The 14,483-nt window shown below is 32.6% G+C and carries 13 protein-coding genes; 6 read left to right on the top strand and 7 right to left on the bottom strand.

The features are described 5' to 3' along the window. Positions 1–66: 66 nt before the first annotated feature. From AC8GF4_RS06390 to AC8GF4_RS06375, 4 genes are all read right to left on the bottom strand, one after another. Positions 67–1,230, bottom strand: coding sequence for a glycosyltransferase family 2 protein (locus AC8GF4_RS06390; RefSeq protein WP_506593419.1), 1,164 nt, complete (start codon positions 1,228–1,230; stop codon positions 67–69). Between the two features lie 128 nt (positions 1,231–1,358). Then, positions 1,359–1,589: a hypothetical protein gene (locus tag AC8GF4_RS06385; RefSeq protein ID WP_506593418.1), complete on the bottom strand. Its 231-nt coding sequence runs from the start codon at positions 1,587–1,589 to the stop codon at positions 1,359–1,361. 375 nt (positions 1,590–1,964) lie between these two features. Further along, positions 1,965–2,207, bottom strand: a complete 243-nt coding sequence (locus AC8GF4_RS06380; protein ID WP_506593417.1) for a hypothetical protein — start codon at positions 2,205–2,207, stop codon at positions 1,965–1,967. Positions 2,208–2,298: 91 nt separating this feature from the next. Then, positions 2,299–3,492 (bottom strand): BamA/TamA family outer membrane protein, encoded by a 1,194-nt coding sequence (locus AC8GF4_RS06375; protein ID WP_506593416.1) that lies wholly within the window; start codon positions 3,490–3,492, stop codon positions 2,299–2,301. Between the two features lie 354 nt (positions 3,493–3,846). Here AC8GF4_RS06375 and AC8GF4_RS06370 point away from each other — a divergent pair, with 354 nt between their 5' ends. Together AC8GF4_RS06370 and AC8GF4_RS06365 are read left to right on the top strand one after the other, a co-directional pair. Then, complete coding sequence (locus AC8GF4_RS06370; RefSeq protein WP_506593415.1) at positions 3,847–4,806, top strand: T9SS C-terminal target domain-containing protein; 960 nt, start codon at positions 3,847–3,849, stop codon at positions 4,804–4,806. A 231-nt stretch (positions 4,807–5,037) separates the two neighbouring features. Further along, a complete protein-coding gene (locus tag AC8GF4_RS06365) occupies positions 5,038–6,900 on the top strand; it encodes an ABC-F family ATP-binding cassette domain-containing protein (RefSeq protein WP_506593414.1) in 1,863 nt (620 codons plus the stop codon). A 571-nt stretch (positions 6,901–7,471) separates the two neighbouring features. On the opposite strand, the gene AC8GF4_RS06360 is transcribed toward AC8GF4_RS06365, so the two are convergent. Beyond that, positions 7,472–7,651 carry a hypothetical protein gene (locus tag AC8GF4_RS06360; RefSeq protein WP_506593413.1) on the bottom strand — a complete coding sequence of 60 codons (180 nt, stop codon included), beginning with the start codon at positions 7,649–7,651 and terminating at the stop codon, positions 7,472–7,474. A 244-nt stretch (positions 7,652–7,895) separates the two neighbouring features. Between AC8GF4_RS06360 and AC8GF4_RS06355 the strand changes: the two genes are divergently transcribed. The 3 genes from AC8GF4_RS06355 to AC8GF4_RS06345 all read left to right on the top strand — a co-directional run bounded on the left by AC8GF4_RS06355 (position 7,896) and on the right by AC8GF4_RS06345 (position 10,632). Continuing rightward, positions 7,896–8,354, top strand: coding sequence for an FKBP-type peptidyl-prolyl cis-trans isomerase (locus AC8GF4_RS06355; RefSeq protein WP_506593412.1), 459 nt, complete (start codon positions 7,896–7,898; stop codon positions 8,352–8,354). Positions 8,355–8,773: 419 nt separating this feature from the next. Further along, positions 8,774–10,036 carry a BamA/TamA family outer membrane protein gene (locus tag AC8GF4_RS06350; protein ID WP_506593411.1) on the top strand — a complete coding sequence of 421 codons (1,263 nt, stop codon included), beginning with the start codon at positions 8,774–8,776 and terminating at the stop codon, positions 10,034–10,036. Between the two features lie 113 nt (positions 10,037–10,149). Further along, positions 10,150–10,632, top strand: a complete 483-nt coding sequence (locus AC8GF4_RS06345; RefSeq protein ID WP_506593410.1) for an FKBP-type peptidyl-prolyl cis-trans isomerase — start codon at positions 10,150–10,152, stop codon at positions 10,630–10,632. Between the two features lie 124 nt (positions 10,633–10,756). Here the strand turns inward: AC8GF4_RS06345 and AC8GF4_RS06340 are convergent, their stop codons facing one another. Then, on the bottom strand, positions 10,757–12,304 hold the full coding sequence (locus AC8GF4_RS06340) for an SDR family NAD(P)-dependent oxidoreductase (RefSeq protein WP_506593409.1): 1,548 nt from the start codon (positions 12,302–12,304) through the stop codon (positions 10,757–10,759). Between the two features lie 226 nt (positions 12,305–12,530). Between AC8GF4_RS06340 and AC8GF4_RS06335 the strand changes: the two genes are divergently transcribed. Then, complete coding sequence (locus AC8GF4_RS06335) at positions 12,531–13,340, top strand: class I SAM-dependent methyltransferase (RefSeq protein ID WP_506593408.1); 810 nt, start codon at positions 12,531–12,533, stop codon at positions 13,338–13,340. A 371-nt stretch (positions 13,341–13,711) separates the two neighbouring features. Here the strand turns inward: AC8GF4_RS06335 and AC8GF4_RS06330 are convergent, their stop codons facing one another. Then, the gene (locus AC8GF4_RS06330) at positions 13,712–14,386 is read right to left on the bottom strand and encodes a DUF6565 domain-containing protein (RefSeq protein WP_506593407.1); all 675 of its coding nucleotides are present in this window, start codon (positions 14,384–14,386) and stop codon (positions 13,712–13,714) included. Positions 14,387–14,483 lie beyond the last annotated feature (97 nt).

Here is a 14,483-nt window from a genome sequence, read left to right as displayed (position 1 = left end):
TGATTTTGGTTTTCAGTTTGCGAAATTAATGAATAATATCAATATAAATTACACTAAATGTAATTTTTACTTGATTTTTAAAACCTCCCCTCTATCGTTAGAAGAATCACTTCCAATGATAAAATCTGCGTTTTTAGGTATAATTCTAAAGGTAATCTCTTTATTTTTAAACCTTTTATGAATTTTAATGCATTCTTTAAAGGAAACGAACTCATTATCCATAATAATTTGCATCCCTTTTTTCATTGAATTTGATGACAAATTTACCTCTTTTTCTGATTTCCAATCGAGAAAATCAACCTTTTTTTGGACAAGTAACGCTATTATTTTCACCAATTCTTCAGAGGCGGATAATAGCAAAAAGTTTTCGGGAACACTTTTGATTTTTTCTCGCCCTTGAACTCTTTTGATTATAGAAAAAAATACAATTCCAATTTTCATAAATACAGAGAAAAGTAAAGAAACCTTGAAATGTTTTTTATAGAAAAACTCCATCGCATCTTGAAAACGTTTCATATAAGTTCCATCCTTTATTGTACTTTCTCCTTTATAATGTATTACAGTTGTTTCGTGAAAATAATAATTCATCTTTCCTTTTTGCAAAACCATATAAGACAAATCAATATCGTCCGAATACATAAAACAAGCTTCATCAAACCCCCCAACCTCATTGTACAGTTCTTTTTTCAAGAACATAAAAGCGCCAACTAAAATTTCTACTTCACCCGTTTCATTTTCAGATAAATGCTGAGCATAGTATTGATTAAAATATTTAGATTTTGGAAAGAATTTATACAAACTGCAAATTTTAGTAAAAGCAACCCACGGCGTTGGAATTCCTCTTTTACTTTCGGGCAGGAAATTACCTGTTCCGTCGATGAGTTTTACTCCTATAATTCCAAGATTGTTTTGTTTTTTGGCAAAAGCCAATACTTTTTCAAACGTATCTTCTGCAACGACGGTGTCTGGATTTAGAATACAGATGTATTCTCCTTTGGCTTCGACTACACCTATATTATTCCCTTTCGGGAAACCTACATTTTGATTGTTTCGAATGAGTTTGATATTTGGGAAACGAGATTTCATCATCTCGCAACTGCCATCGGAAGAGTTATTATCGACTACAATAATTTCGGAGTCTATGTTTTGCAAAGCGCTTTCAACACTTAGCACACAGCCTTCCAAAAAATAACGGACATTGTAATTGAGAATAATGACGGATAGTTGCATTAAAAATAAAAATTATAGCAACTTAATTAAGTCTGCCGGATTTTTAGAGTTATTCCATTTAAGTAAAATAAAATCAACTTCTTCAAAATATTTGTATTCTGAATTTGGTTGCCATTTAAAACTATAACTCATTTTACAAATGAATATTTTACTTTTATTCGCCTCATCATTTCTTCGTGAGAAATTCCTTTTCCTTCTTTAGCATCTTGAATACTTTTTTCAATTAATTGCTCCAGAATAGGATTCATTTTTTGGGATTCATTTAAAACAGAACCATCTGCATTTCCATAGATAGTCATCGGTTCTTGAAGTGAATCCGATTTTTTGTTTTGATGATTATTTTTTTTATCGCTACTCACTACATACCATTTTTGAGATTCAAATGTACAAAATAAATCAACCTTTGAAAGCCGAAAATAATTCACAATTTAACTACATTAGCTTTAGAAGTTCTTTTGGATTTCTTTTGTTGTTCCAAAACAAAATTAAATCTATTTGATTTTTATCTTCTAGAATCCTGTAATACAAAGTTGTTTGTTTGGAAATTACAATTGAATATACATTGTATTTGGAAATAAAAACACCAATAGTTGGATTCTTGTTGAGACAATCTATATAATCTTACACTAATATTGAAAAATTTTCGACTTCATCAATACTCCATTTTCTTAAAATGAAATATCCTTCTTCTGCAAAAGTTTCTTCCGCTAAAGTTGTCCAATGAATTTCAAACATTAATTTTTTAAATTAAATCTTGCTTTCATTTCTGCCATAACCTGCGCGTGCGGTTTTGTTTGTCCCTCTTCACACTGTTTTATACCTTTTTCAAGTAATTGTTGCAGTATTTCTGGAAGATTATCCCAATCCATATCAGGGTTCTCTTTTTCTAAATCGATCTTAGACTTATACATAGTAGAACTCTCCTCTACTTTTGGAAGATTTTCGATGGATTTGTCTTTTTTATGATTTGAATTCATTATCTGTTTTTTGACTATCAAATGTACAAAATAAATCTTCTATTTTCAACAGCGAAAAAATGGATACCAAAACAATATTGATCAAATAAAATTAAAAATTCTCCGAAAGTCCCAATCTAAAAGTCCAATCATCTTTGCTGATGCCAAAATCTCCAACTAGATTACAATTATTCATTTTGTTCCATTTTATCCTTAGACCTACTCCTATCGCAGGTGTCCAGTTATCAAAACGATAGGTATCCAAATCAGAAACCGATGAAATATTACTATAAAAAACAGCTCCAAGGAAACCGTTTTGGGTAATGTCGGTGCGGTATTCGGTTTCAAAATACAATAAAGAATTGCTACGGTAGCGGTTGCGGGTAAATCCACGACCTGTTTTGCCGTAGCGATCCCAACCAATACTTGGCAGATCCAAATAATGGGATTTTCCATCAAAAACTGCCCAATAAAAAACTCTGGTTGCCAAAACTTTGTGACGGGTTTTGCTAAACGAATGGTATTTTCGTCCGTCTATATATATTGATTTCCAATGCGTATCACTACCGAAAATTCTAGAATTAATACGGTAATCAGCCTCGAAATAATAGCCTTGAGTGGGATTCAAAATATTTTTTCGAGAATCATACAAAGCTTGAAATGCTATACCTGAGGAGAGTTCGTTGGAGTAATCTCCTTCTTGGAATAAATTAAAATCGGTTGGTTCTGCAATTTGCGATGTTTCTGAAATATTTTTATAATTATCCAATTGGAAACCCAATCCCAAACGAAAATCTCCTTTTATTTTTCGACTAACAAATTGATAAAACCGAATTTGTTGGTAATACACTTCAGATTGTGGATCGACAGTACTATTCCCTCCTAAACCATAAGTAAATTGCGGATAAATTAAAAACCGATAATCGCCTATGAAATTGTATTTGTTTTCTTTGGTATAAATATAGGATTGAATAGGAAATGAATATTGCCCAGTAAAACTCGTTGTCGGGGTAAAATAGACTTCGGACATTTTTGTTGATTCGTGATTTTTGTCTAGAAAAAAAGTAGTTACAAATGACAATACAAGTCCACCTTCAGAACTTTTTAAGTCAGGAGAGGGTATCAATGAAAACCCTATTTTACTATTCCTTACTTTTTTCTGGAGTGAATCCTTTTTTATAAAAATATGATTAAAAATTTGCTTTCCATCTAGATCTTTACTTTTGAAATCTATTTTTTGTGAAAAACAAGAAATAGAAATAAAAAAGACATATAAAAGAAGTGAATTTTGCTTTTTGAAACTCATTTTTTTGATTGATCTTAAGGAAAGGAACAACTATTAACTTTTCAAATATAAGGAAAAAATTAAAACCCTATAAGTTCATTTAAGTCAAAAGAAGAATGCTTCATAATACAAAATTTCAAGCAACATTATTTTTTAAATTCAGTTGAATTTCCAAATACAAAACAATAAAACCTCTTGAGCCCCGATAGAAGTGGCATCCTTTTTTTATATATAATCCCGACAGGGTTATGTATAAAAAAAGATATAACGGATAGCGGGAACGATGCCTCCTAAAAAACCCAATAATTCGCTCCAAAACCATTTTAATATAGAATTGTTTAATACCTTGCTTTTGATTTCTATTTGAATACTGTGATGCAAAAAACGATTCTACTTTTCTTACTAACAGTAACTGGCTCTTATGCCCAAATTCTGGGCTGTACGGATCGTTTGGCAAAAAATTTTGATCCAAAAGCCACCGATAACAATGGCAATTGTGAGTACGCTTCCGCAAAAGTAAAAGCGATTTTTACAGAAAAATTAAGCGATTCCATTACGGAAACTTCGGGTTTGATTGCTTTTGATGGTTTATTATGGACACAAAATGACGATCACGATACTACTCTTCATGGACTAGACAAAAAAGGAAAAATCCAGAAGAAAATTACACTGCAAGGAGTGAAAAACAATGACTGGGAGGAAATTTCGCAGGATAGTTTGTATCTCTATATTGGTGATTTTGGTAACAATTACAAAGGAAATCGACAAGATTTGCAGATTTTAAGAATAGACAAAAAATCGGTTTTGGAAAACGTATCTATAATTGACACTATTGTTTTTTCGTATGAAAACCAAACGGATTTCAATATTCAGAAAGCAAATACAACCGATTTTGACTGTGAGGCATTTGTGGTTTTACAGGACAGTATTTATTTGTTTACCAAACAATGGACCAGTGAGAAAACGAGTGTGTATTCTTTAACAAAAAATCCCGGGAAGCACATTGCTCAACTCAAAGAAACGCTTAATGTGCAAGGATTGGTAACGGGTGCAACTACAATACCCAATAAAAAAAGCATTGTTTTGTGTGGATATTCAAAAATGCTTCTGCCGTTTGTGTACCTATTATTTGATTATAAAAACAATGATTTTTCAGCCGGGAATAAACGAAAAATTAAAATAAAACTTCCCTTTCATCAAGTTGAAGGAATTGCTACCGAAGATGGAAAAATATTTTATTTGACTAAAGAAGCTACTGTAAAAAAGCCTTTTGTAAACACTCCACATCAAATACATTCGATTGATTTGAGTATGTTTTTGAAATTGAACTATTAAAAAGGTTTACACGAATTGCACGAATTGTAATGGTTGCTAAAAAATTGCACTAATTCATTGACTTTGGCAGATTCGTGAAATAATTACGGTATCCAAATTCGTGCTAATTCGTGAAATTCGTGTCTTTTTTTCTTTATATTCTAAATTGAATTTGATGCAAGCGGAATAGTTACAAATAAACAATTCGCATTTAGTGCTATAATAGCTTACTTTTGCCAAAAAATTAGCCTTGTGAATTACTTATCAGTAGAGAATATATCAAAATCTTTTGGGGAGCGTACGCTGTTCAAAGACATTTCCTTTGGAATCAACAAAGATCAAAAAATTGCCTTTATCGCCAAAAATGGTTCGGGTAAAACCACTATAATGAACATTATTAATGGTTTTGACGAGCCGGACACTGGACAAGTTGTGCTTAGAAAAAGCATTCGAATGGCTTTTTTGTCGCAAGACAATAAATTGCAAGATGAATTAACGATTGAGGAAAGTATTTTTGCTTCGGATAACGAGACTTTGAAAGTTATTGAAGCCTACGAAAAAGCATTGGAAAACCCCGAAGATGAAGAAGCCTATCAAAAAGCTTTTGACGGAATGGACCAACACAATGCTTGGGATTTTGAAACGCAATACAAGCAAATTTTGTTTAAATTGAAGTTGGAAGACTTTAAATTGAAAGTAAAAAATCTTTCGGGTGGACAGAAAAAACGTTTGTCACTGGCCATCATTTTGATCAACCGTCCCGATTTATTAATTCTAGATGAGCCAACGAATCATTTGGATTTGGAAATGATTGAATGGTTGGAGAGTTATTTTGCCAAAGAAAACATTACGTTGTTTATGGTAACGCACGACCGTTTCTTCTTGGAGCGCGTTTGTAATGAAATCATTGAACTGGACAACGGAAAAATATACCAATACAAAGGAAATTATTCCTATTATTTGGAGAAAAAAGAAGAACGCATTGCCTCTGAAAATTCTAGTGTAGACAAAGCTCAAAACTTATTTGTAAAAGAATTGGAATGGATGCGTCGCCAACCCAAAGCGCGTACTTGTAAGAGTAAATCGCGTCAAGATGATTTCTATGATATAAAGGAAAAAGCACAAAGTCGCCGTCGTGAAAACGTTGTTGAACTCGAAATTAATATGGAGCGCATGGGAAGCAAGATTATTGAGCTTCACAAAATCTCCAAAAAATTCAAGGATCACGTGATTTTGGATAATTTCAGTTTTGATTTTCAACGTGGTGAACGTATTGGAATTATTGGTAAAAACGGAACTGGAAAATCTACTTTCTTGAATCTTTTGACAGGAACTATTCCGCTAGATAGTGGAAAAGTAGTAGTTGGAGAAACCATAAAAGTGGGTTATTATACTCAAAGTGGAATTAATCCAAAACCAGGTCAACGTGTCATTGATGTGATTAAAGAATACGGAGAATTTATTCCGTTGACAAAAGGGAAAATCATCTCGGCTTCGCAATTGTTGGAACGTTTTCTTTTTGATGCCAAAAAACAATACGATTATGTAGAAAAATTGAGTGGTGGTGAATTGAAACGTTTGTATTTATGTACCGTTTTAATTCAGAATCCAAATTTCTTGATTCTGGATGAGCCAACCAATGATTTAGATATTGTAACCTTAAATGTACTGGAAAGTTTCTTGATGGATTACCCAGGCTGCTTGCTTGTAGTGTCGCACGACAGGTACTTTATGGACAAAATTGTGGACAATTTATTTGTTTTTAGAGGTCAAGGTGAGATTGAGAATTTTCCAGGAAACTATTCGGATTTTAGAGCCTACGAAGACAGTGCCGATGTTGCCCAGAAAGAAGACAACAAAACAGAGAAAAAAGAATGGAAGCAAAACAATCCGACTGGAAATTTGACTTTCAACGAGCAAAAAGAATTTCAGAAACTTGAGAGAGAAATCAAGGATTTGGAAATTGACAAAACCAAAATCGAAGCGTTATTTTCGGATGGAAAAGTAGCCGATACCGACATTGAAAAGAAAGCCAAAGAACTCGAAAACATCATCAAGAAAATTGAAAGTAAAGAAGAGCGATGGTTTGAATTGAGTGCGAAAATGGAAGGGTAAATTAGTATTCAGTAGCAGTTTTCGTTATTTGATACTTTTTTAAAATAATATTTAAAACCACAACAGAATTTAATTTTGCTGTGGTTTTTTTATATAATAATAAATTACTGCAAAGGTGCGCGAGTTACTTTACTAACCTCTTTAACCCAGATTCCGCATTAGAAATCTACTATAACTAAATTTTTCTTCAAAACCACAAACTTACTCCCATTTTTAAATTCAAAATACAAAAGTATTACATCTTCAAAAATAGTCCGTGAGCTCTAGCTTTTATTGAATAATTCAGTTTCGCTACGAAGTCTAATGCGGATTCTGGGTTTAAGAATATCCCTTTCTTTTAAATCAAAACTACTTAATGCTGGATGAGAAAGAACTGACGCAACTAATGGATTAGCTATAAAATTTTGCAAAGACTCATCATCTTTAAATAAATAATACCATTACCTATTATAAAATAGTCTAAAGATGCGAAGTTGTTTTTTTTCAAGACAACGAAAAAAATCATTGCATAGCCTTTGCTACGGAATTATTTTTTGAGAAAGTATTGGAGAAAAAGATCGAGTAGACTGGGCTATTTTGTATTCGGTAATGGTATAAACTGCTCCTGCTTCTTTTTTATCACTATCAACCAAATTTTCCAAAGACATCCAGGCACATCTGCAAATGCAGGACCTAACTCCGAAGCCATACTTTCAAATTCTTCACAAGAAACGTTATAGCTGTAATTTGCAACAAGAATCTTTTGTGACATAACTTTATATTTTAAAATTCAACAATTAAAAACTGTAAGAAGTAAATAAAATGATCATACCCTAAACTTTTTTAATATGGATATTTTAAATTTAATAATTGAATGTTAGTATTTTAACAAATTAAAACAGGTGTATGAATTAACCTAAAAGCATTTGATTTGAGAACAAAATATTGAGAATAATTCTTAAACAAAAAAACACATTGATTTTATTATATTTGCCCATTAAAAAAAAAACTTAAACATGAAACACTTTATTACAGCATTACTTGCCTTTACATTTTTCATTTCATGCTCTAAAGACGATGAAGCTCAAGTAGATTACACTGCCAAAAACGACAAAGAAATAACGGATTACCTTGCCAAAAATAATTTAACCGCACAAAAAAGCAAAACTGGATTGTATTATATAATTAAAGAACCTGGAACTGGCACTCAACCTACTACAACATCCAATGTTACCGTGGCCTACAAAGGGTATTACACGAATGGAACTGTATTTGACCAAAGTAATACTGCAGGAATTTCTTTTGGCCTTAATCAAGTCATAAAAGGTTGGACTGAAGGCATACCTTATTTTAAGACCGGTGGAAATGGCATCCTTTTGATTCCCTCTCATCTAGGATATGGAAGTTATGACAATAGAGGAATCCCTGGAGGTTCTGTACTTATATTTGAAGTTAAATTAATTTCTGTAAACTAACAATAATACTTTACTAAATTGACTAAAAGCTACATCAGAATTGATTCTAATGTGGCTTTTATTTTTTGGACTTTGTTTCAAATCATAAAATAAAACAGTTAAAAAAGACTTTTATTTATACAATTAATCAACTGTGAGAAATTTTACTTAGTTTTATATTTTATTATAACCCTTTACTTTTATTCCTGAAAATTTATTTGTCATATAAAAACAGAAGCTTTATAACATTTAAAAATCTGAAAAACACATTTCTTTTAACTTGAATGCTATGTTTATTAAAAAAACAAAACACTTTTTTTGAGCTTAAAAAACTTTGTTTTTCATTTTGAAAATAATCATAACCAATACTATTAATAAATTTTAAAATTAGATCCGAATAAGAAATTAAATTGTTTTGGCGCAAAAAAAATGTCTTCAGTATGAATTTTACAAATAACTCGAAATCGAAAACCTTATTTCTATTTCTTTTTTTGCTTTTTTATTTACAAACTTCGATTGCTCAGGAAGAAAAAAAAGGTATCGAAATAAAACAAAAACTACGATCCATTGTTGATTTATTTACTAAAGAAGATACTCTTAAAATAAGCAAAGTCGATTCCAAAACAAACCTAATAGCATTTCCAACATTAGGCTATCAACCTGCAAATGGTTTTACACTTGGATTTATAAGTCAATTCAGTTTTAAAATAAAGCCCGAAAACAAAATCTCTTTACTATCAGGAGGTGCTTCCTATAGTTCACAAAAACAAATTTTGACTTATTTGAAAAACAATATGTATATCAATAATGACAAATTCTTCTTTAGTGGAGATTTTAGATACTATGTTTTTTCTCAATCCAATTATGGCTTAGGAACCGATATTATTCCATGGGGCGCAGAATTCAAAGACTTTAATTACTCCACCATAGAGCAACCTATGAATTACAATTACTTTAAATTTCATGAAACGGTTTCTTACAATATCTTCGAGTCTTTTTTTATTGGATTAGGCATTCATATTGACAGTTATTCCAATATAAATGACAAAAATTTAGATGTCGAAAATGGTAAATTAACCTATCATTACAACTATTCTAAAAAATATGGATTCAGTAACAAAAATTATACTGTAAATGGATTTAGCTTAAACTTGATTTATGATGCCAGAGACAACTTGATCAATACTAACAATGGATTATACCTAAATGCCAACTTTCGATACAATCCACAATCTGATCCTAACAAACAAAGTAACTCTACATTATTACTTGAAAGCAGGTACTTTATCCCCATAAGTAAAACAAACAAACAACACGTAATTGCTTTTTGGGCGTACGGACAATTTTTGACAAGCGGAAGACAACCTTATTTAAATCAGCCCGCTATTGGTTGGGATCAAAATAGCCGAAGTGGAAAAGGATACACTCAAGGACTTTTCAGGGGAACAAACCTAATGTATTTTGAAAGCGAATATCGATTTCCAATTACCAAAAATCAAATGATCAGCGGAACGGTTTTTGCCAATGCAACGACAGCCAGTTCTGTTGACAATAACCTAGAATTATTCGAATCAATTCAGCCTGCAATTGGAATTGGTTTAAGAGTTTTATTGGACAAAAATACCCTAACCAATTTTATTGTTAATTTTGGATTGGGACGTAAATCAGAAACTTTCTATTTTAATGATGGAGAAGGATTTTAATACTGAAAACAAGAATCCCGAAAGACAATATTGCATTTATTTGAAGATTATTTTTTATACCAAAATCAATATCGAATTTCGCTATATTTGTGTTTTTTAAAAAACAATATACCATGAAAAACCTCTTATCTGCACTACTAGTCTTCGTTCTTTTAATTTCTTGTTCCAAAGGAAAAGAAAAAGAACCAACAGTTGAAAAAGAAGCAATAGTTGATTGTGTTGCCAAAAACGATAAAGAAATTACCGATTACATAGCCAAAAACAAATTAAATGCTAAAAAAAGCGAATCCGGTTTGTATTATGTAATTAACGATGCTGGAACTGGAACACAGCCTACTGAAACCTCTAACGTAACTGTAGCTTACAAAGGCTATTTTACAAATGGTACAACTTTTGACGAAAGTCCAGCTGAAGGGATTTCTTTTGGTTTGGATCAAGTAGTAAAAGGCTGGACAGAAGGCATCCCTCATTTCAAAGCTGGAGGCAGTGGTATTCTTTTGGTACCTGCTCATTTAGGATATGGAAATGAAACGATGGGGCCTATTCCTGGTGGTTCGGCACTTATTTTTGATGTTAAATTAATTTCAGTAAATTAATCAAATCGTCTATTTAGATTTAAAATTATAGCTATAATAAAAAGACAAAACCACAACGGAAATTAATTCTGTTGTGGTTTTGTTTTACATCTCGTTTCTATTCGCTCCTTTGAGGATTAAGGGCTTACCAAGCAATTGGATAGTAATCTTTCAAAAACTTACCGCACCAGTGTTTTCCGGTATTAATTCCATCAAACAAAGGATCCATTACTCGAGCAGCACCATCTACAATATCCAGTGGCGGTTGAAAATCTTGTTCTTCTTGTTTTCTCTTGGCTAGTTCTGCGGGATCTTCATCGGTAACCCAACCGGTGTCAACGGCATTCATGAAAATCCCATCTTTTGCTAGAGTTCCTGCTGCTGTATGCGTGAGCATATTCAAAGCTGCTTTCGCCATATTGGTATGCGGGTGGCGATCTTCCTTAAAATCTCGATAAAATTTCCCTTCCATTGCCGAAACGTTTATGATGTGTTTTTTACCCGTATTATCCTTCTTCATCACTTCCGAAAGTCGGTTGCACAACACAAAAGGAGCTACCGAATTCACCAACTGTACCTCAATCATTTCAGTCGTTTCAATTTGTCCTAATTTCAAACGCCAGCTGTTTACTTTTCGTAAATCTACCTGTTGCAAATCGGCATCGAGCTCTCCCTCTGGAAAAACTTCTTGAGCAACCAGCGTATTGTCAAACGAATACGGAATCTGAGATAATTTGGCCGAAGCTCTTAAACCAATTCCAGGTTCTGGCCCATGCCAAGTGACCGGCATATTTTGATTCGAAGACGCTCCAGAAGTCAGTACTTTTAATTCGTCCAAGCAATTGGTATGATCCAATAATAAATCTTGGGCTTTTTGAGGCAAGGATTCAATTGGTAACTCTTCATTTTCTATTAAGTGTGTGTAGAATCCAGCAGGACGTCTCACGGTTTGCGCTGCATTATTGATTAAAATATCCAATCGACCGTATTTTTGCTCAATGAAATTGCAAAAAATCTCCACACTCGGAATATGTCTCAAATCCAATCCGTGAATTTTTAAGCGATGCCCCCACTCCATAAAATCGTCTTCCTTAGAAAATCGCAAAGCCGAGTCCACTGGAAAACGAGTCGTGGCAATAACCGTAGCTCCACCACGCAACAGCATCAAGGTAATATGATACCCGATTTTTAATCGAGAACCTGTAATCACGGCAATTTGCCCTTTTACATCGGCAGTTTGAAAACGTTTGGCGTAATTAAAATCGCCGCAATCGGGACACATCGAGTCGTAAAAATGATGCATTTTGGTAAATTCCGTTTTGCACACATAACACTTTCTAGGTGTCTCCAATTCTAATTGTTCTTTGTTAGCGAGATCATTTACAGCCAACAATTTTGGAGCGACAAAAACACTTGCTTCCCGAGCAGAACGAATTCCTGTTTCTTTTCGGGCCGTTCGGTCTTTCTTTTCCTGTTTGCGTTTGGCTACTGCTTTCCCGTCTTTTTTTCGCTTTTTAAACTCATCGCGGTCAGGTCGTGAAAATTGACCCGCAGCTTTTATTAAAGCTATTCTTTGGACTGCCGGTATTTCAAAAATCTGGTCCGTATCTGTATTGAGTTGTGTCAAAATAGTGATACACTGGTTTATTTCATCCAACGTAATGGCACTTTTAATGGCTGTTTCTTCCGTCATTATTATAAAAATTCATTGCTACTCTTGGCAAAAATTCCAAGGGCGCAAAGATAGTTTTAAATATTGGGACAGTTCAATATTGGCACACACTTTAATAAAATGCTGTTTTACAAAGAATCTCTAAGTAAATCAAAGTCTCGTAAATTTTAGTTTTTAGTTTTTGAAGACTTAAGAAATCTCTGTGTATCTTCGCATTTTCTTTGTGAACCTTTGTGAAATAGTTTCTATGTTTTTCCAAATCAAATCCTATATAAAATTTCTTTGGCATTCGAAAAACGAACACGCCGTACATTCTCCATTTGTCTTTAATTTATTGACCAAATGTTTTTATGACAAGAAATTCAAATCAGAATATATTGTTCTGAAAAACTACCGAAATGAACTTTTGAAAAATAAAAACACCATTGAAGTAACCGATTTTGGTGCAGGATCTCGCGTTTTTAAATCCAATACCAGGCTAATTTCACAAATAGCCAAAGCCGCTGGAATTTCGCCCAAACGTGCAAAGCTATTGTTTAGAATAACTAATTATTTCCAACCCGATACCATATTGGAAATAGGAACTTCTTTAGGATTGGCCACATCTGCCCTATCTTTAGGTAATCCAAAAGCATCAGTTAAAACATTAGAAGGATGTCCTAATACACTATTAATAGCAAAAAATCAATTGCAATTATTGAACATTAACAATGTAGAATGTATTACAACCGAGTTTTCAACCTACTTCAAAACCCAAACCGAGAGCACAGATCGAACAGCTCAAGCATACCCAAAACCCAAAACCCAAAACCTCATTTACTTCGATGGCAACCATTCCAAAAAAGCGACCTTAGACTATTTTGAAATGTTATTACCAACCATTACTAATGAAACGTTATGGATATTCGATGATATTCATTGGTCACCAGAAATGGAAGAAGCCTGGGAGAGTATAAAAAACCATCCAAAAGTTACCGTAAGTATTGATACTTTTCAGTGGGGACTGATTTTCTTCAGATACGAACAACCCAAACAGCATTTTGTGATTCGTGTATAAAAAAAAAGACAGTCACCCCCATGACTGTCTATTCCCATTTTGAATAACCAAAACTAAAATTCTAACATTTATTTTTATTGATACTTATACCTAAAATTGAATTGATCAAAATATGTTTTAATTGAGATTTAACTTTCTTTCAAACAATTATTTAAAAAAAACAGATTAGATTGAACTAAAAACAATTGAAATTCAAATTTATTAGGCAAAAGACATTTATTATAAGATTTATTGTCATTTTACTTATAATTATAATAACAAACACAACTGCAATTTACTCAAAATACATCATGTGCTTTAAAAGAAATATTGCTTTAAACTAAAAAAATAACAACCAAAACGATTGTTATTTTTTCTTGAATTAATATTAGTTATTGTTTTGCTTTAGACATTTCATCCGATTTGGCACCCATTCTATTTAAAGTATACATTGGAGCAAATTTTAATTTTAATCCAGAAATTTTCGAATTATCACTTGAAGTAAGTCCTTCTTTTTCTACTGTGTTTTTTCTGCTATCCAATGCTTCATACATCAACTTCACTTCATCCCAATCTTCACGAGTATAACTATCTTTGTTTTTCTGTGCAGTATCTACAAACATCTGGTAAACATTAAGGATGTTTTTGGCATTTACCCAATTAAAATTCATGTCATCTCCAACTTTTCCTTCACCAAAAAGTGCATTTCGCAATCGTTGTTTTGGACTATCGGCAATTATTGCATTATTTTCAGCAACAGCTTGAGCTTCCATTCTAGCTTTTAATTCTTCATATTTTGCTCTACTAGCATTGATACGCTCTTGAGCTTTTATATCATCTTTTAAATCTGCCAAAGCCGCTTCTGCTTGTGCATTTCTCAATTCATAGTCAGCTTGAATTGATTCCCAATTCTCTTTTGTTGCTATAGAATCCATGTTCCCTAATGAATCTACATAGACAACATATGTTTCAACCGATTTTTCTGCTTGTATTTTTTTTTCATCCTTACAAGATGATAATCCCAAAGCAACAACTGCCATTCCCAATAATAATTTTCTAGTTTTCATAATTTTTGATTTTATATACATTTATTAATCAAATGTACCAACAGTTGTATCGTATCTAATATATAGGTAGTAATTATACAAACATTCAAAAAAATTC

Origin of the sequence: Flavobacterium rarum (SeqCode) (assembly GCF_965234445.1) — a bacterium.
GTDB classification, from domain to species: domain Bacteria; phylum Bacteroidota; class Bacteroidia; order Flavobacteriales; family Flavobacteriaceae; genus Flavobacterium; species Flavobacterium rarum.
The sequence above is the reverse complement of the archived record's forward strand: the minus strand, read 5'-3'. Positions and strand labels throughout refer to the sequence as shown.

Coding starts and splice junctions, on each gene's coding strand:
- AC8GF4_RS06335 (WP_506593408.1), top strand. CDS start 12,531: ATGTTTTTCCAAATCAAATCCTATATAAAATTTCTTTGGCATTCGAAA.
- AC8GF4_RS06340 (WP_506593409.1), bottom strand. CDS start 12,304: ATGACGGAAGAAACAGCCATTAAAAGTGCCATTACGTTGGATGAAATA.
- AC8GF4_RS06380 (WP_506593417.1), bottom strand. CDS start 2,207: ATGAATTCAAATCATAAAAAAGACAAATCCATCGAAAATCTTCCAAAA.
- AC8GF4_RS06355 (WP_506593412.1), top strand. CDS start 7,896: ATGAAACACTTTATTACAGCATTACTTGCCTTTACATTTTTCATTTCA.
- AC8GF4_RS06360 (WP_506593413.1), bottom strand. CDS start 7,651: ATGTCACAAAAGATTCTTGTTGCAAATTACAGCTATAACGTTTCTTGT.
- AC8GF4_RS06370 (WP_506593415.1), top strand. CDS start 3,847: ATGCAAAAAACGATTCTACTTTTCTTACTAACAGTAACTGGCTCTTAT.
- AC8GF4_RS06390 (WP_506593419.1), bottom strand. CDS start 1,230: ATGCAACTATCCGTCATTATTCTCAATTACAATGTCCGTTATTTTTTG.
- AC8GF4_RS06375 (WP_506593416.1), bottom strand. CDS start 3,492: ATGAGTTTCAAAAAGCAAAATTCACTTCTTTTATATGTCTTTTTTATT.
- AC8GF4_RS06350 (WP_506593411.1), top strand. CDS start 8,774: ATGAATTTTACAAATAACTCGAAATCGAAAACCTTATTTCTATTTCTT.
- AC8GF4_RS06330 (WP_506593407.1), bottom strand. CDS start 14,386: ATGAAAACTAGAAAATTATTATTGGGAATGGCAGTTGTTGCTTTGGGA.
- AC8GF4_RS06345 (WP_506593410.1), top strand. CDS start 10,150: ATGAAAAACCTCTTATCTGCACTACTAGTCTTCGTTCTTTTAATTTCT.